Raw genomic sequence first — 18,161 nt, 5'->3', positions numbered from 1 at the left:
CCCCTCCTATTCTCACTACATTGGAAGCGCGATCGCATCTCTTACAAATACTGCAATATACTTGTCATCCAACTACAATCTAGGCTTATATTGAAAAATTACGCTTAAAACATAAATTCTCTTTTAGATTTGGATATCTAGATTGAGTCCATAAATTCCCTATGCCAGAAGCCAACCTCACAGACCAGTTATCCATATCGACTCCTGACTCTAGTATGGGCGCACAGCAGTACGCCCCTACGACTCCCGCCAAATGGGAACAGATCCGCAACAGCTTGCGCCCAGGACAGCAACAAATGGCAGATTGGCAGGGGGGACAGTTGGCAGTCTCGGCAGTCCCAGGGGCAGGAAAATCGACGGGAATGGCAGCAGCAACGGCAATTGCGATCGCCCGCTATCAGTTACACGCCAAACGTGCGATCGTAGTTGTTACATTTACTCGTTCTGCGGCAGCAAACATTAAAGGTAAGATTCGCAGGTATTTACGAGAAGAATTATCCCTACCGCCAAGAGGATTCACTGTCAATACCCTACACGGTTTGGCGCTGAATATTGCCAGCCGCTATCCTGACTTGTCGGGACTGCCGTTGGATAGCGCGACGTTAATCACGCCCAATCAGAGCCACCGCTTGATTCGGACTTGTGTAGAACAGTGGATTGCTGCTAATCCCCGCTTGTATTCTCGGTTACTCGAAGGTAGGCAATTTGACGGCGAAGAAACAGAACGCTTACGGCGACAGTCGGTATTGCGGACAGAAGTACTACCAGCATTAGCTTATTTAGTCATTCACGAAGCGAAAAGCTCTGGATATCAACCGCAACAGTTGCGAGTGTTGGGCGAACAGGCAATAGACGAATATGAAATTTTGACCGTCGCTGCCGGATTGTACGAACAGTATCAGAATTTAATGCGATCGCGCGATTTAATCGACTACGACGACATGATTTTGGCAGCGCTACGGGTACTAGAAAATCCTAGCGCCAGACGCAACGAACAAAAGCAAGTTTTTGCCGTATTTGAAGATGAGGCTCAGGACTCTTCACCCCTGCAAACCAAACTCTTAGAAATTCTGGCACAAGATCCAGAAAACCCAGATTTACCAGCGAATTTAATTCGAGTTGGCGACCCCAACCAAGCAATTAATTCTACCTTTACTCCAGCCGACCCAATTTATTTTCGTCGCTTCTGCGAAGAGTGCCAACAGCAACAACGATTGGCAACGATGGATATGGCAGGACGCAGCACTAGGATTGTCATTGCCGCAGCTAACTTTATGTTGGGGTGGGCGAATGGAAGGGAGCAGGGAGCAGGGAGCAGGGAGCAGGGAGCAGGGAGTAGGGAGCAGGGAAGAAGGGGACAAGGGGGACAAGGGAGACAAGGGAGCAATTCTAGCCACCAGCCACTAGCCACTAGCCACGCACCACTGCCATTTCGAGAGCAGACGATTCATCCGGTTAGCTTAGATGACCCACAGCCGGATGCTAATCCTGCGCCGATTGGTGGGGGGTTGGAGTTGCATACGCCTCGCGATATTCATCACACGGCAGAATTAATTGGTCAGCGGGTAGTGGCATTATGTCAAGCAGGATCGAATGGAGAAACACCCACTACAGAAACGCCAAATAGTCTGCGGATGGCTGTTTTAGTTAGGGAAAACAGACAGGGACGATGGCTGGCTGAAGCGATCGCGCCGATTTGCCAAGAGCATAATATCGTAGTGTATGAGGTTTCGGAAAGCGATCGCCACTCTCAAGTTCCAGCGGAAGTGCTGGCGCTGCTGCAATTCCTCGACCGTCCCCACTCCCCCGACTATCTCAAAGCTGCCTTGGAAGTTTTGGTACAGCGTCAGTTAATCCAGCCGCAAGATTTGAATGCGCTGGCAACCATTCCCGAACAATTTCTGTATCCTGGTCCTTTAGACGCACCTCAACCCGAACCAGCTCAAAAAGCTAGTCATTTGTGCCGCAGCCTGCTCCGCGCTCGAATGGAGTTACCTCCCTATCAATTAATTTCCTTTCTTGCCTTAACATTAAACTACGACCAAGCAGAACTCGCGACAGCAGATAAGCTAGCGGAACGAGTGCAGCAACAACTTGCTGGTAATGGCAACAATAATTTGGCTGCAATGCTGATAGTGCTGAGCGAAATTGTCAATTCAGAACGATTTGAAGCGGTGGACGCGGAAGATTCCGAGGCACGTTATACCCGTCCTGGGCAACTGACAATTATTACCATGCACAAAGCTAAAGGATTGGATTGGGACTGCGTATTTATTCCGTTTTTACACGAAAATACAATTCCTGGAAATCTGCGCGTTTTACCTCAAGCTCATTTTTTGGGAGATTTCACCGTTGCAGAAGTTGCCCGCGCCCAAATCCGTGCTGCCTTGCACGAACAATTTCCCTTACCCGATATTGCTACGGCGTGGGAACAGGCAAAACAACTTAAGACAGCAGAAGAGTTTCGCTTACTTTATGTCGCCATCACTCGCGCCAAACGTTTACTGTGGATTTCTGCGGCACAAAAAGCACCTTTCACTTGGAGCAAACCTGAAAATTTAGATAACAGTCGCCCCTGTCCGGTATTTTCGGCTTTAGTGCGTCAATTTCCGCGAGCGGTAGTCAGAGCATGACTATACTTCCCTGGCGTGACTCCAACAAAACGCTTGAATTGCCTGGTTAAATGACTTTGATCGGCAAAACCCGTTTGTTGCGCCACCTGCGCGATCGCATATCCTTGTGATAACAGCCTTTTTGCTTTTGCCACCCGCACTTGAGTTAAATATTCGTAAGGTGGCATACCAACACGATCGCGAAATGTTCGTAATAAATAAAACGGGCTGAGATTGGCGATCGCGGCAAGCTTATCTAAAGAAATATTTTCTGTATAATTCGATTCTAAATATGACTTAATCCGTACAATTGGCTGGTCTTCTCTACCTATTTGTTTCAGTGTAGGGCGATCGCCTGCATGACGTTGAATCAGTTGTACTAGCGTCCCTAACCAGCGTGTATCTTTTTCTAACTGCGACGGTGAAGTTTCTAAACTTTGGTGTAGTTGTAATATCTGTTGAGCCAGCTGGCGATCGGCGATCGCGGCTTGCGGAAAATAAGGCATAACCTGTCGCCCCCCGAAAGCCTCAGCCGCAGCTTGTTGCAATAAACTCACGTCAGGATACAACACGCGATATGTCCAACCATTCTCGACTCCCGCACTTCCCGTATGCACCTCACCAGGATTGACAATCACCACCGTACCAGCGGGGGCAAAATGCATTTCGCCTTGGTAAGTAAACTTTTCTACCCCTTGTTCGATGACACCGATAGTATAAGCTTCGTGAATGTGTCGGCAGAAAGCATGAGTAATATAAGTTGCTCTGAGTAACTCCAAATTACCAAACTCCGGCTGTCGCCAAAACTTAGCACGTTCGCACCTAGCTGGAGTTCTAGCAGCGTTATCCATAAGATAGCAGTTCGTGGCGATCGCCCTTTCCTGACGGAATATTAGCATTAATGGCAGTTGCCGATCTAAGATATTGCTGACTAATCGTTCTTCCCCGATCTTAAGTCAGCGATCGGTAGCTAATTCTCCCTTATCCCCCTGCTCAGAAGCTCCCTGCTCCCTTATCCCTCATATGTCTCGCTCAAAATCTCTGCAATATTACATTCTGGCTCGATTGCTGCTGACACCACTCATGCTGTGGACGATCGTGACTGTGGTATTTTTGTTGTTAAGAGCAACTCCTGGCGATCCCGTCGATGCTGTGTTAGGAGGACGCGCCCCAGAAAGCGTCAAGCAAGAATATCGGGAACGATTAGGACTACTCGATCCCCTACCGATTCAGTACATTCGGTATATAGGTAATTTACTACGCTTCGATCTCGGTAGTTCCATTACAACTCAAGGGGAATCCGTTTGGCAAACCATCGGACAACACTTCCCCGCTACGGCAGAATTAGCCATATTTAGCATGGCATTTGCGCTCATCATTGGAATTAGTGTAGGAATGCTAGCAGCTTCCCGCCCTAATTCTTGGTTAGATGTAGGGGGGCGATTATTTGGGATTATCACTTATGCCTTACCCTTATTCTGGGTGGGAATGTTAATGCAGTTGGTATTTGCGGTACAGTTGGGGTGGTTTCCCTTGGGGACGCGCTTTCCGACTTCTATACCCGCACCTGAAGGTTTTACAGGACTATACACCATTGATAGTCTGTTAAGCGGCAATTTTACCCAATTTTTCAGTGCTATCTACTACTTATTGTTGCCAAGTCTAACTCTAGGACTTTTACTATCGGGAATCTTCGAGCGCATCGTTCGCGTCAACCTCAAACATACCCTTAAAGCTGACTATGTAGAAGCTGCCCGTGCTAGGGGAATTCCCGAACGACGGATCTTATTCGCCCATGCTTTAAAAAATGCCTTAATTCCCGTGATTACGATTATGGGACTCACTTTCGCCTCTTTATTAGGTGGAGCAATCTTAACTGAGGTGACATTTTCTTGGCCTGGTTTAGCCAATCGCCTCTACGAAGCAATTTCCTTGCGCGATTATCCTACCGTTCAAGGAATTTTAGTATTTTTTGGTACGATCGTCGTACTTGCCAGCATTATCATTGACATTCTCAATGCCTACATCGATCCCCGTATTCGCTATTAATACTACTGGTAAGATCTAGAAGACACGCAGGTTGTAATGGTAATGGATAACGGGTAATTGGTAGGTAGTAGTTGCTAGTTAGAGCGGGTTAGTTTTCATTCCTGACTGCCACTGTTATCTCTTGTCTCCTAATTTTTGACATTTAACTTTTGACTTTTGACTTTTCCAAACGGCGTTTCCATCTGTGGTTTGAGCGATTAATGGCGATCGCAGCTACAGTAAATTTTGGTCTAGTTATTTTTGACTTCACCTACGTCCCCTGGCGCGATTTTTACCTCAACCGCATTCCTGAAGTTACAACAATTTACGATCCAATTAAAGGCATTGAGCCGCACCGCGAAACTCAACAGTATTTAAAGCTAGTCAATGCCTTAGAACAACAAATGAGTCAAACAGGATTGCAGTCACCCCAGACAGCAACCTTGTTAGAGCAACTGCGCCGCTACAGCAGTGACATTATTGAAACTAATCCGTTTGCCTTGGCAAATAAGACGGGTACGCTAGAAAGAATTAAAAATCGAATGCGCGATCGCATTGGTGAAGAATCTTCGCGTACTGCTTTTAATATTTTTTGGAGTCAAGAATATCTACTCAAGGCTGGGTGGCAAAAAGAAATTGACTTTTTCAATCGCAGCATCCGCCCTCTAATTGCCACAAATTATTATCGCGCGATCGGTGAAAACGGAGAATTTATTGATGAATTCTGGGGAATTGACGCTTATTTCATCGTCCTGTTTGGCTTAGAATTTCTCATCCGCACTTTTATCATTAGCCGTCGTCACGTTGGTCTGAAATGGCAAGAAGCGATGTTATGGCGATGGTATGACATTCTACTCATCGTTCCCTTCGAGCTGTTACCTTTTTTACGCTGGACGTGGCTGCGGATTATTCCGGTCACAATTCGCTTGCACCAAGCAAAATTATTAAATTTAGAACCAGTCCGACGACAAGCGACTCAAGGATTTGTCGCCAGTTTAGCGCAGGAAATCACTGAAGTCGTTTTAATTCAATTTATTAATCAGTTACAAGTTTCGGTACGACGGGGAGAGTTAACAAATTGGTTATCTGCCAGCTCTAAGCAGCAACCATACATAGATTTAAATAATATTAACGAAATTGAGGCGATCGCTTCTCTGGTCGTCAACGTCCTCGTCTACCAAGTCTTCCCCCAAATCGAACCAGATATCATTGCCATTTTACGCCACAGCATCGAAAGCACCCTCGACCAATCCCCTCTCTATCGCAACATCCATAATCTACCAGGAGTCGGCAACTTACCCCACACTCTGAGCCAACAACTAGCAACCTCCATTACCCAAAATTTTTATAGCGCGATCGTCAAAGCCGTAGAAGATCCGGTTGGGGCAAAAATTTCCCGCCAGCTAGCTCAACACTTCAGCCAAGCTTTAGGTACGCAAATGCAGGAAAAACATACCTTAGAACGCATTCAATCTCTGATTTCTGACTTTTTAGAAGAAGTCAAACTCAACTACGTCCGCAGACTAGCACAAGAGGATGTCGAGCAAATTATGGAACAAACTCGGCTACTAAAGCGGGGTGAGGAGTGAGGAGTGAGGAGTGAGCAAAAGAGGACAAGGAAGCAGAGGAGACTAGGAGCTTCAGGTGCAGAGGGAGAATTTAATTCCGCGCTTTCGTAGCTTGCTTAAGCGCAGTGGTATTCCGAATTCCGAATTCTCCCCACACCCCATACCCCACACCCCACACCCTACCGATCGCATTCTTTCTCTCGCTCCTCGCTCCTCGCTCCTCACCCCTAATTAATGCGCTAAACTCAAATGTAAGGGCGGAACGATTTTGTTTCGCCTTTAAACTTTCTGGAAAAATTTCTGTTTCTCAGGAAGTGGGTGTCCACCCGCTTTTTTTATGTCTGAACAATGGCTCATCCCTTAATTCCTCAAATCATTGAACTCGCCTCGCCTGTAGCAGAAGATCTAGGATTGGAAATCGTTGAGATCGTTTTCCATACCAACCATCGTCCGCCAGTGCTGCGCGTGGACATCCGCAATCCGCAGCAAGACACCGGACTAGATGACTGCGAACGCATGAGCCGCGCTTTAGAAGCAACGCTAGATACAGCAGATGTCATTCCTGATGCTTACGTTTTGGAGGTTTCTAGTCCAGGGATATCGCGCCAGCTGGTCGCAGATCGAGAATTTGTTTCTTTTAAAGGATTCCCTGCGATCGTCACCTTATCCGAACCCTATGAAGGTCATACAGAGTGGACGGGTCAATTAATTAAGCGCGATGAAACAGCGGTGTTTTTGAATCAAAAAGGTCGGGCGATCGCCATTCCCCGCTCTCTCATCACCAGGGTACAACTGGACGAGCGCCACTAAATCAGGGGTTAGGAGTTAGGGATTAGGGGTTAGGGAACAATTTGCAATTCGCAATTCGCCATTAATTCCTGTTCTCTGCTCCCTGCTCCCTGCTCCCTGTAAAACAAGAGGTTTAATATTATGTCAATGGTCAGCTTACCTGGTCTAAAAGAATTAATTGAAAGCATCAGCCGCGAACGGAATTTACCTCGGAATGCGGTACAAAACGCTCTGAGAGAAGCTTTGCTAAAAGGCTACGAGCGCTATCGGCGAGCGCAAAATCTAGACAAAAAGCATTTTGAAGAAGAATATTTTGACAACTTTGAAGTAGAGTTGGATGTTGAAGAACAAGGCTTTCGAGTTCTAGCAACTAAAACAATTATTGAAGAAGTCACCAACTCCGACCACGAAATTTCCCTTAAAGACGTGCAAGAATTTGCAGGGGATGCAGCTCAAATTGGCGATTCCGTGCTAGTTGACGTGACTCCAGATAAAGAAGAGTTTGGACGCATGGCAGCGATGCAGACAAAACAAGTTTTGTCACAAAAACTCCGCGATCAGCAGCGTCAAATGATTCAAGAGGAATTTCAAGATATAGAAGACACCGTACTGCAAGCCAGAGTATTACGGTTTGAGCGACAGTCAGTGATTATGGCGGTTAGTAGCAGCTTCGGTCAGCCAGAAGTCGAAGCAGAATTACCCAAGCGGGAGCAACTACCTAACGATAATTATCGCGCCAATGCTACTTTTAAGGTTTATCTCAAGAAAGTCTTGCAGGGACAGCATCGAGGTCCACAGTTATTGGTTTCCAGGGCTGATGCTGGTCTAGTCGTGTATCTATTTGCGAATGAAGTGCCGGAAATAGAGGATGAAGTCGTCCGCATTGTTGCTGTAGCCAGGGAAGCCAATCCTCCCTCCAGGCATGTCGGTCCTCGGACAAAAATTGCTGTCGATACCCTAGACCGAGATGTAGACCCAGTAGGGGCATGTATTGGCGCTAGAGGATCGCGAATTCAAGTCGTAGTCAACGAATTACGAGGAGAAAAAATTGACGTGATTCGCTGGTCGCCTGACCCAGCTACTTATATTGCCAATGCTTTGAGTCCGGCTAGAGTGGATGAAGTACGGTTGATGGACCCGGAAACTCGACAGACTCACGTATTGGTGGCAGAAGATCAACTCAGTTTGGCAATTGGTAAAGAAGGACAAAACGTCCGTCTAGCCGCCCGTTTGACAGGATGGAAAATTGACATCAAAGACCGCGACAAATACGATTACGCCGCTGAAGATGCTAAATTTGCAGCAGCAGCTAGACAACAAGCCGCCGCACAGTTAGAGGAAGAATTAGCAGAGGAAGAATTGGCAGAGGAAGAACTAGAAGACATGATAGAAACAGTAGATGACACTGGCGAAGAATTGGATGAAGAACTGGAAACATCTGAGGAGCTAGAAGAATCGGCGACTAACGAACTGTGACTCGTGACTCGTGACTTGTGATTTAGTAACTGCCCCTGAAGCTCTCTTCGCCGTCCCAACCCCTTCCTCTTGATGAAACCTAACTATCGCCGTTGTATCAGCTGCGGTCGCGTGGCATTAAAATCGGAGTTTTGGCGCATTGTCCGCGATCGCGACTCGGGAGAGTTACAATTAGATCGGGGCATGGGGCGTTCTGCTTACATCTGTCCCCAAGCAAGCTGTCTACAAGTGGCGCAAAAGAAAAACCGCTTGGGGCGATCGCTCAAGGTCAAGACAGTCTCAGAGGTGCTTTATCAGACTCTATTGCAGCGCCTGGTTACAGAACCATAGGTACGGAACCAGGTGACAGAGTCAGATAGCGGCGATATGTACAACCCCTTATACTTACCCACTCCTTGAACTTAACGAGAGCGAACGAGCATCAAGCCTACAAAAACATCGGCATTCCCATTGACAGGTTAAGGAATTTGCAGCTGGTAATTTCTGCAAACCTAACTTGATGCCAAAATAATATATGGGTCAAAATATCCTAGTAGTAGATCGACAACCAAAAGTTGCGACCGGATTTCCTCAAGTTGGAGCGCCTGCAAAAAACACAAGCAAAAAACACAAGCACGCTAACACCTGCTAACCCTAGAAAAGTAGGGAGTTAAGCCAAATAGAAAGCTTCTCTGTTATATCATTTGGAGGCAAGAACCGCAATTCAAACAGTAAACGAATATACAAAAATCGGAGGATGGAGATGTTGTAAATCGGGCAACCATCCAGTTATAGCTGGTAGGTACAAGGGGAAGAATGGATGAACAACGGCAAAGTCAGAATTTACGATCTATCAAAGGAATTGAATTTGGATAACAAGGAAATATTAGCCATTTGCGATCGGCTTAATATTGCGGTGAAAAGTCATAGCAGCACTATTAGCGAAGAAGAAGCAGAGCGAATCAGACAAGCAGCAGAAAAACAAGCTGCCAACCCCGTCACTGCTGGTAGAGAAGGTCATGCCAACAGCTACAAGGCACATCCTCAACCAGCCACTAACAAAGTCAAACCAAAACCTGTCGTGCCTCACAAACAGCAAATCTTGGAAATTCGCAAACCAAAGCACAACCCCGATCGTCCTAACCCCCCAGAACCTTCTGTTGCCGTAGCACCTCAACCTCCAGCTCGTCCGACCGCTTCTAATTCACCCGTGCGACCGACAACAGCGCCAACCCGTCCCGAAGCACAAAAGCCAGTGCAAGCAGTAGAAACTCAGCCTACAACCCAAAGCGAGCAGGGCGATAATTCAACACATACCAACAAATCCAGATCGCTAGAATCACCCAAGCTGTCAACACCACCCCCTAGACCGTCCGGGGCAAGAGACGGTGTGGATGAAACTGCCGGACTACCACCGTCGCCACCACAGCGAGCGGAGCGCCTGGAGCGATCGGAACGACCGGAGCGACCCATTCTCAAGCGAGAGCAAGACGATCGCGCAGCCAATCGTCCAGTGGCGAAGGCAGATAGAGTCGAAAAACCAATGCGTCGTTCGCAGGAGGCAGCTGCTAGCTCGGAAAGCACGCCAGCTAGACCTAAACCCGTGCTGGAACTGCAAAGACCTAAGCCAGTGAGGGCAGGCGAAGCAGTAGCACCAGAACGCTCTAAACCAGAAGGGGCAGAAGCTTTACCGGGAACGGAAGAAATCGCCGAGATCGGTGTGGATGACAAGCCAATCCTCAAGCGCCCCATGCCGCGTCCAGTGGGTAAAGGTGGCAAGAAATGGCAAGAAGAGGAGATAGACGAAGGACAAGACGCAAAGGCAACGAAGGCAGGTGTAAAAACCAAACGTCTCAAGCCTATAGTCGATTTGGATGACGAAGAAGACTTTGACGATGAGGAGGACGGAGATGGCGATACTCCAATTCAAGTTAGCCTGTCTATAGCTCGTCCGCCAAAACAGAAAACAGCAGCTCGTCCAGGACAGCCGCAGCCTGCTGCCATTAGTGTTGTTAGAAGCAAAAAGTTTAGCCAAGCACGAGAAAACAACCGTCGCCGCGAACCCGAACAGAAACGCGAACGCCCAGAAAAAGTGGTAGTCATGGGCAATCTCACCGTGCAAGAACTAGCTGAGAGTTTAGCAACTCCAGATACAGAAATTGTCAAGATTCTGTTCATGAAGGGGATAGCAGTTAGTATTACCCAAAGTTTAGATCTTGCCACGATTAAAATGGTGGCAGAAGAACTGGGCGTAGAGGTAGAAACTGCCGAGCCAGAAGCAGAAGCTCGTAAGGTTACAGAAATGCTCGATGCGGCAGACCTGGAAAATCTCCAGCGCCGTCCGCCAGTCGTAACAATTATGGGTCACGTAGACCACGGAAAAACGACTTTGCTCGATGCCATCCGCAAAACAAAAGTGGCGCAGGGCGAAGCTGGAGGCATTACCCAGCACATCGGTGCTTACCATGTCGATGTCGAACAAAACGGGCAAATGCAGCAAGTCGTATTTCTAGATACTCCCGGTCACGAAGCCTTCACGGCGATGCGGGCACGAGGAGCGCGAGTGACGGACATCGCCATCTTAGTGGTGGCTGCCGATGATGGCGTTCAACCCCAGACGGTTGAGGCGATCAGTCATGCCCAAGCAGCAGAAGTACCAATTGTCGTCGCAATCAATAAGATTGATAAAGAAGGCGCTCAACCCGATCGCGTCAAGCAAGAGTTAACTCAATACAGCCTAACTCCTGAAGAATGGGGCGGAGACACGATTATGGTTCCCGTCAGCGCCATTAAAGGTGAAAACCTTGACGGCTTGCTGGAAATGATTCTGTTGGTTGCAGAGGTAGAAGACCTATATGCTAACCCAGATCGGACGGCGAAAGGAACGGTAATTGAAGCCCATCTTGACAAAGCCAAAGGTCCGGTCGCAACCTTGCTGGTACAAAACGGAACGCTGCATGTGGGCGATATCCTCGTGGCTGGGTCGGCATTTGGCAAAGTCCGCGCTATGGTAGACGATCGCGGTCGGCGGGTAGATATCGCTAGCCCCTCCTTCGCCGTAGAAGTCTTGGGCTTGAGCGACGTGCCAGCAGCTGGAGACGATTTCGAGGTGTATCTCGTCGAGAAGGAAGCACGGGCGATCGCTAACGAACGGGCAGAAAAACAACGTCAGTTCCGCTTGCTGCAAGGACGCGCAACCCTAACTTCCATATCCGCACAGGCTCAGGAAGGCGAGTTGAAGGAACTCAACTTGATCCTTAAGGCAGATGTCCAAGGTTCCGTCGAAGCGATCGTCGGGGCGCTCAAACAACTGCCACAAAACGAAGTCCAAATCAGGATGTTGTTGTCTGCACCTGGAGAAGTCACTGAAACTGACATCGACTTGGCAGCAGCTAGTAACGCCGTGATTATCGGCTTCAACACCACGCTTGCTAGCGGTGCTAGACAAGCAGCCGACGAAGCAGGGGTAGATGTTCGAGAATACGACATTATCTACAAACTGCTGGAAGATATTCAAGCTGCCCTAGAAGGTATGCTAGAGCCAGAATTGGTAGAAGAACCTCTTGGTCAGGCAGAAGTCCGCCAGGTCTTCCCAGTCGGTCGCGGTAAGGTGGCTGGTAGCTACGTGCAGTCGGGCAAGCTCGTGCGTAACTGCAAGCTGCGGGTGCGTCGTGGTGGTAAGGTGATCTACGAAGGTGCTTTAGATTCTCTTAAGCGGATGCGAGAGGATGCCCGCGAAGTCAATTCCGGCTACGAATGCGGTATTGGCGTCGATAAATTCAACGATTGGGTTGAAGGCGATATCGTCGAAGCCTATCAAATGGTGACAAAACGCCGCACGCTTACGAGGTAGCACTGTTAAGACGTGCGATCGCACGTCTTGACATCTTGAAAACTATGCAATCATTTCGCTCCGAACCATTTTTGTGGATTCACCTAGCTGGGTTGGCAACGCTGCCGATTCTGTTGCAGTTGTGCTGGCTCGGCTTGGCTGTGGGCGATCCCATCTTGCCTGTGTGGTTAGAATTCTCAATTGTGGCAGCGATCGGAGTCTTACCCGTTCTGTGGATGCAGCTATCGCGTCCTTTTTTGATCTTTGCCGTGCTGGGAGTCGCACAAAAACCAACTCAGCTCGACGAGCAGCAAAGAAAAGTTCTCAGGTTAATTCGTACGACTTCCAATCGCCTGCTGGCTATGGTAGCAGCAGTATTGCTAGTAGGGCTATTATGGTTGTTGTATCGTACCGCGCCGATCGCGGCACATGCCGTACCCTTACCACCCCAATGGCGAGGCTTAGGATTGTTGGTAGCTAGTATTGCCTTTTTAGCAAGCAATCTATTTCTGCAAATCCCTGTCAGCGTGGCACGGGTTTTCGTTACTAGCGAAACAGAATTTTCTAAGGCAAAACCTTATCCTGTAGAAAGAATAGCGCGAGACTTTACGATTGTTGGCTGGCAAGTTAACCGCATCTTGCCCCAACTCACCAACTCTCAAACAGATACAGCTCAAGTAACAGCTCAAGTAAAGGAATGAGGAAACATGGCTCATCCAGCTACAGATACCAGCAGATCCGAAGATAGCCAAATCTGGGACGAATTAAAAGGCGCGATCGCTGCTAGCTCCGGCTTTCAGCGCTGGCGGTTAGAAAAGATGTCTGGCGATCGCCAACTGCAAGAGGTGAACCTCGATCGTCAAGTTAGTCTATATTTGCGCGAAACGCTGGAAACTTTGGCTTATTAGGGAGCAGGGAGTAGGGAGCAGGGAGTAGGGAAAAGGCAAATTTTAGGTTGACTCTCCTTGTTTGTCACAGGAAGACTATTTTAAAAAATTTTTCATTAAAAAATTTTTCAGAGTTCCTTCTAGGCGACGCAGTTGGCTGTAAACGGCTTCGAGGCGATCGCCTTCCACTTCCACATCTGTTGTTGGGTAGTTTTGAAGAATTTCCAGCAGCGAGAGCTGGCGATCGCGAGCAGATAAGGTCATAGCAGCGCGTAGAGCTTGTCGATTTGCTTGGCGCGAAGATGGATGAATGGTTTTTCCTATTTCATCTAACAATAATTCTCCTACAGCGTTGTTGAGAACTCGATCTAACAAGATTGGATCGACTGTTACTGTATTTGTAAGGGACTGACGGATTGTCTGGGGATCTTGTCTAGCTAATGCCAAATTTACCCGTAGATCGGGTGACATTTCTCCAGTGCGCGCAAACTTTGTCAAATCCTCAACCGCAATTGATTCGCGAAAAGCTCGGTACTTCAGTACGACTCGTTCGGCTGCAAAAACGGAGGTGCTAGAAAATACAATTACCGCACTTACCCAGACGGCGAAACCATAGTAGAGAGCGGATAGATTAGGACATTTCAATTGTCTACAAGCAATATTAGCCAAGTTTTTTTCCTCTGCTCTCTTCTCGTGCGCTCCCTGCTCCCTGCTATCTACTCTACGAAAGATTTATAGAAAATTGCGGAACATAGTAGCAGTGGTATGTGTCATCAGCTCAAATCTCAGGACAAGCGAACTCGTTCAAAAAAAGTGTTAATAAAAGTAAAATTTTTGTGCAATTTTTGCGATCGCTTGTCTTACTAGATGCAGATCGTCAGCACATGACAAATCCTACAAGTATGACACGCCAAGATTCTTCAATTTTCTCGTCTGCCAATCGCGCTTCGTCCGTCAAACCGCTTGCTTGCTGGTTATTTCCTTGGCGAACCGGACTAACCACCTTACTGTTAGTTGCCAGCGGTACAATCCCTATCGCTACGCTAGCAGATACTTCTATCGTACACGCTCAAGCTCCAACTACACCTCCAATTGCCGCTCCCACCACTGCCAAAGTTATTTACGTCAATCCCGAAGTCGGTACGGATACTCCTGGTGCTGGTACGAGCGAAGCATCTGCTTATAAAACTATTACCTTTGCCTTGACTCAAGCCGAACCTGGCACGGTTATTCAACTTGCTGCTGGTAACTATACTAGTGAAACTGGAGAAGCCTTTCCCCTCACGCTTAAATCCGGCGTGACGCTGCGCGGTGATGAAGCAACTAAAGGTGAGAATATCATCATCAATGGTGGTGGAGAGTATATCAGCCCTACCTTTGCTCGCCAGAACGTCACGATTCGTGCCGAGAAAGAAACAACAATTAGTGGTGTCACCGTGACTAACACTAATACACGCGGCACGGGCTTGTGGATTGAATCAACTAATCCTACGGTAACGAACAGTACTTTTGCTAATAGCAATCGAGACGGTATTTTTGTGACTGGAACGGCTAGCCCCAAAATAGAAGCAAACCGATTCGTTAAGAATGGTGGTAATGGAATTTCTGTAGCACGGGCAGCACAGGGAGAAATTCGCAACAACGTCTTTCAAGCTACGGGTTTTGGACTCGCAATTGGTGGTACGTCATCACCCTTAGTCAGCGATAACCAAATTCAACAAAATAAAGACGGGATCTATGTTTCCGAAGCAGCTCAACCGATTTTACGCAATAACGTGATTCAAAATAACGATCGCGATGGAGTTGTCGCCACTGTCAACGCTCAACCCGATATTGGTTCCGCTGATAACGCCGGACAAAATCTGATTCGCGGTAATAAGCGCTATGACCTATACAATGCCACGCGGAGCAACGCTTTGGTTGCAATTGGTAACGATATCGATCCTAAGCGTATTTCTGGCAAAGTCACGTTTACCCCCGCTCAATTTGCTCTGCGCGATATCAAAGGTTTGTGGGCGCAGCCTTATATTGAAGCCTTAGCTGCTAAAAATATTATTGCTGGTTTCCCTGATGGTACTTTTAAGCCAGACGAACCTGTCACCCGCGCCCAATTTGCCGCAATTGTCAGTAAAGCCTTTACACCCAAAGGACAACGCCCAGCCGTTAATTTTCAAGACGTTCAGCGCAAATATTGGGGCTATCAAGCAATTCAAACAGCTTATCAAGGTGGTTTTGTGGCTGGATATCCTGGCAATTTATTTGAACCCGAGCAGAAAATTCCCAGAGTCCAAGCGCTGGTTTCCTTAGCAAACGGTCTGAAATTGAGTGCAGATAATTCTAGCGCGATCGCAGTTTATACTGACGCAGCTCAAATTCCCAACTACGCCACTCAACCTGTAGCCGCTGCCACTCAGAAACAATTGGTGATCAACTATCCTACACCCACTCAGTTAAATCCCAATCGCGAGGCTACCCGTGCTGAGGTTGCTGCTTTTGTCTATCAAGCACTCGTGAACGCCGGACGAGCTAAAGCGATTCCTTCACCCTACCTCGTTAGTCTGCCTTAGATGAGGGAGCAGGGAGCAGGGAGCAGGGAGCTGAGGGAGCAAAACAATTCACGCATTCACAATTCAAAATTCAAAATTCTTACACCCCACACCCCACACCCTACACCCCACACCCCGTTCACTGGTCACTGACAACTGATAACTGAATTAACAACGCCAGCATTCCGGTCGGAATGCTGGCGCTATTTTGCTTCTTATATACAGTGGGGTCTTTATATATTTATAGCTGACCCCTTTGAGTTAGCGGAGATATAGTCAGGGTCTTTATATAAGCTGACCCCGTTTGAACCATGTATATAGTATGACAAACTCTATCTGAAGTTATGACTTTTCTAATGTTTTCTTTATTTTTTCTACGATACTGTTGAGAGTTGTGAATGAACTTGAACTTTCTTTAAAGAGCGGTCTGTCTCACAGGGCGATCGCGCCGCCGAGCTGCCAAAACAAGTCATAGTATACATTTGACTAGAGATAATCCTGAGTATTTCTTCCAAATTTATTTAGAAGGAGTGAGGAGTGAGGGGAATTCAGAATTTTGAAGTCTAAAGGTTTTCCGTGTTCCCTAAGTTCTCCTTGTCTCCATTAACTACAACTTCGCTCGCCCCCGTTCCAGACGAAAGAGGAAAATCATCAAGGCAACAATTCCTACTTGGAGAGCAAAATTGGGTAAAGCATTACTGACGTTTTGTCCCGCTACTAGTTGAGCTAAAAAGATAACAGCGCCAATTAAACCCGATGCGCCGAAAGAGAAGTAGATAAATTTTCTCAATCCTCGATAGGGAGCAGCAGCTTCTGCTTTTAAACGAGCGTATTGTTCTGGAGTAAACCGTTTGTCTTGGCGATTTTTAGGATTTTGCTCTATCATCAAAGTTTTGATACTATAATAAAGGTTTGGCACTGCCGATGTGGCTCAGTGGTAGAGCACTCGATTCGTAATCGAGCGGTCGCGGGTTCAAATCCCGCCATCGGCTTTCTAAGTTTTAAACTCTACAAGCACTATAACTTAATATCTTTCAGCCATGTTAACATCCAGTTGATATGGTGTTTTGGAATATTTTGGGCAGGTTTGGGGCAAGAATTGGGGTAAGATTGGGGTAAGCGATAGAGTATAAATATTTACCCCTAGTCAGATTACCCCATGCAGACCAATAGAAAAGCGGGTAAGGCTTTTAAAGGTTCCGTACAAATAAAGTCATCTAACAACCGCCTGCAACTAGTCTTCAGTTACGGAGGTAAGCGGCATTATTTATCAACTGGCTTTCCTGATACTTCGCAGTATCAAAAGCTAGCAAAAATGAAGGCAAGTGAAATTGAGAAAGATATTCTTTACGAGCGGTTCGACCAAACCTTAGAAAAATACAAACCAAAATCAGCATTCAGTACAGTAATTCCAGTTACCCCAATTTTTACCCCAAAAGTTAACTTAGCGGAAATTTGGGACAAGTATGTTGAGTGGAAGCGCCCTCAATGTGCGCCTAGCACGATGAAAAATCAGTATCGTGCCTATTCTAGTTATCTGGAGAGGCTACCCACTCACGATTTAGATCGAGCTAATGACATTCGAGATTGCGTACTGCAAACTATTCCGATTAATTCAGCTAAGCGATTTATCGTGGCACTTAATTCTTGCTGTCAGTGGGCAGTCAAATCAGGACTGATTTTAGAAAATCCATTTTATGGCATGGCAAATGAGATTGAGCTACCTAAATCCAAGAAGGTAGAAGAGGATATCGATCCATTCTCCCTAGCCGAGCGAGACAAAATTATTCAAGCATTTAGATGCGATCGCTACTATAAATTCTACGCGCCACTGGTGGAATTCCTGTTTAATACAGGCGCTAGACCTTCTGAAGCGATCGCGCTGCAATGGAAACACGTTACCAGCGATCTTAAATTCATTAGTTTTGAGCAAGCAGTTACGGTTTCAGAAAAAGGACTAGCAGTGAAGCAGGGACTAAAGACTCAGGAAAAGCGGCGATTTCCCTGTAATGCTAAAGTTCAAGCGATTTTAAGCAGTATTAAACCAGAGAATACAAAACCTGACGATCTGCTATTCCCTAGCCCAGCGGGAAAGTACATTGACTTGCACAATTTCCGAAATCGCGCTTGGAAAACTGTTTTAGCAGGTTTAGATATTACCTATCGCAAGCCATACCAAACGAGGCATACATTCATTACGCTGGCGCTAGGGAATGGATTAGATGCCAAAGATGTAGCTCGATTGGTGGGTAACTCGCCTGAAATTATCTATCGCCACTATGCAGGTAATAAGAGAGAACTGTTTGTTCCTGAGTTTTAAAGACTATAGACGTGTAGAGGAAGACAGCCTAGCGCGAATTACATAAAAAAGCTCTCCAAAATATGGAGAGGCTATTTACTCGCTGAATTGAGGATAGGGTGAGGAGTAACTCATTTACTCGTTG

The 18,161-nt window shown here is 47.0% G+C and carries 16 protein-coding genes and 1 tRNA gene; 14 read left to right on the top strand and 3 right to left on the bottom strand.

What is annotated here, in order from left to right; genetic code table 11:
* Nucleotides 1-215: 215 nt before the first annotated feature.
* Entirely contained in the window at nt 216-2,633 is a 2,418-nt protein-coding gene (locus QH73_RS02875; protein WP_052290247.1) for an ATP-dependent helicase, read from the top strand.
* Here QH73_RS02875 and QH73_RS02870 read toward each other — a convergent pair.
* Nucleotides 2,603-3,511 (bottom strand): AraC family transcriptional regulator, encoded by a 909-nt coding sequence (locus QH73_RS02870; RefSeq protein ID WP_201277930.1) that lies wholly within the window; start codon nt 3,509-3,511, stop codon nt 2,603-2,605. The genes QH73_RS02875 and QH73_RS02870 overlap by 31 nt on opposite strands.
* Before the next feature lie 124 nt (nt 3,512-3,635).
* Here QH73_RS02870 and QH73_RS02865 point away from each other — a divergent pair, with 124 nt between their 5' ends.
* From QH73_RS02865 to QH73_RS02825, 9 genes are all read left to right on the top strand, one after another.
* Nucleotides 3,636-4,661, top strand: a complete 1,026-nt coding sequence (locus QH73_RS02865) for an ABC transporter permease (protein ID WP_039715148.1) — start codon at nt 3,636-3,638, stop codon at nt 4,659-4,661.
* A 149-nt stretch (nt 4,662-4,810) separates the two neighbouring features.
* A complete protein-coding gene (locus QH73_RS02860; RefSeq protein ID WP_309476437.1) occupies nt 4,811-6,229 on the top strand; it encodes a hypothetical protein in 1,419 nt (472 codons plus the stop codon).
* 55 nt (nt 6,230-6,284) lie between these two features.
* Complete coding sequence (locus tag QH73_RS02855; RefSeq protein ID WP_165587608.1) at nt 6,285-6,443, top strand: hypothetical protein; 159 nt, start codon at nt 6,285-6,287, stop codon at nt 6,441-6,443.
* Nucleotides 6,444-6,556: 113 nt separating this feature from the next.
* Nucleotides 6,557-7,018 (top strand): ribosome maturation factor RimP, encoded by a 462-nt coding sequence (rimP, locus tag QH73_RS02850; RefSeq protein WP_039715146.1) that lies wholly within the window; start codon nt 6,557-6,559, stop codon nt 7,016-7,018.
* A gap of 120 nt (nt 7,019-7,138) precedes the next feature.
* Nucleotides 7,139-8,473: a transcription termination factor NusA gene (gene nusA, locus QH73_RS02845; RefSeq protein WP_063777327.1), complete on the top strand. Its 1,335-nt coding sequence runs from the start codon at nt 7,139-7,141 to the stop codon at nt 8,471-8,473.
* Nucleotides 8,474-8,545: 72 nt separating this feature from the next.
* Nucleotides 8,546-8,803: a YlxR family protein gene (locus QH73_RS02840; protein ID WP_015157060.1), complete on the top strand. Its 258-nt coding sequence runs from the start codon at nt 8,546-8,548 to the stop codon at nt 8,801-8,803.
* Nucleotides 8,804-9,272: 469 nt separating this feature from the next.
* Nucleotides 9,273-12,305: a translation initiation factor IF-2 gene (gene infB / locus QH73_RS02835; RefSeq protein ID WP_039715144.1), complete on the top strand. Its 3,033-nt coding sequence runs from the start codon at nt 9,273-9,275 to the stop codon at nt 12,303-12,305.
* Between the two features lie 44 nt (nt 12,306-12,349).
* Nucleotides 12,350-12,985 carry a low-complexity tail membrane protein gene (locus QH73_RS02830; RefSeq protein WP_039715143.1) on the top strand — a complete coding sequence of 212 codons (636 nt, stop codon included), beginning with the start codon at nt 12,350-12,352 and terminating at the stop codon, nt 12,983-12,985.
* 6 nt (nt 12,986-12,991) lie between these two features.
* Nucleotides 12,992-13,192: a hypothetical protein gene (locus QH73_RS02825; RefSeq protein WP_039715142.1), complete on the top strand. Its 201-nt coding sequence runs from the start codon at nt 12,992-12,994 to the stop codon at nt 13,190-13,192.
* A 75-nt stretch (nt 13,193-13,267) separates the two neighbouring features.
* Here the strand turns inward: QH73_RS02825 and QH73_RS02820 are convergent, their stop codons facing one another.
* Nucleotides 13,268-13,840 (bottom strand): alpha/beta hydrolase, encoded by a 573-nt coding sequence (locus tag QH73_RS02820; protein WP_236146872.1) that lies wholly within the window; start codon nt 13,838-13,840, stop codon nt 13,268-13,270.
* Between the two features lie 233 nt (nt 13,841-14,073).
* Here QH73_RS02820 and QH73_RS02815 point away from each other — a divergent pair, with 233 nt between their 5' ends.
* Nucleotides 14,074-15,738: a DUF1565 domain-containing protein gene (locus QH73_RS02815; RefSeq protein ID WP_132866756.1), complete on the top strand. Its 1,665-nt coding sequence runs from the start codon at nt 14,074-14,076 to the stop codon at nt 15,736-15,738.
* On the top strand, nt 15,739-15,870 hold the full coding sequence (locus QH73_RS28580) for a hypothetical protein (protein ID WP_286194032.1): 132 nt from the start codon (nt 15,739-15,741) through the stop codon (nt 15,868-15,870). It begins immediately after the preceding gene.
* A 454-nt stretch (nt 15,871-16,324) separates the two neighbouring features.
* Here the strand turns inward: QH73_RS28580 and QH73_RS02810 are convergent, their stop codons facing one another.
* Nucleotides 16,325-16,603 (bottom strand): DUF3493 domain-containing protein, encoded by a 279-nt coding sequence (locus QH73_RS02810; RefSeq protein ID WP_039717353.1) that lies wholly within the window; start codon nt 16,601-16,603, stop codon nt 16,325-16,327.
* 34 nt (nt 16,604-16,637) lie between these two features.
* On the opposite strand from QH73_RS02810, the gene QH73_RS02805 reads away from it, so the two are divergent.
* Nucleotides 16,638-16,709: transfer RNA gene (locus QH73_RS02805), tRNA-Thr, on the top strand.
* A gap of 167 nt (nt 16,710-16,876) precedes the next feature.
* Nucleotides 16,877-18,037, top strand: coding sequence for a site-specific integrase (locus QH73_RS02800; protein ID WP_039715140.1), 1,161 nt, complete (start codon nt 16,877-16,879; stop codon nt 18,035-18,037).
* The last annotated feature ends 124 nt before the right edge of the window (nt 18,038-18,161 follow it).

Origin of the sequence: Scytonema millei VB511283, from assembly GCF_000817735.3 — a bacterium.
In the GTDB taxonomy this organism is placed as follows: Bacteria; Cyanobacteriota; Cyanobacteriia; order Cyanobacteriales; family Chroococcidiopsidaceae; genus Chroococcidiopsis; species Chroococcidiopsis millei_B.
This window is presented reverse-complemented; position numbering and strand designations above follow the sequence as displayed.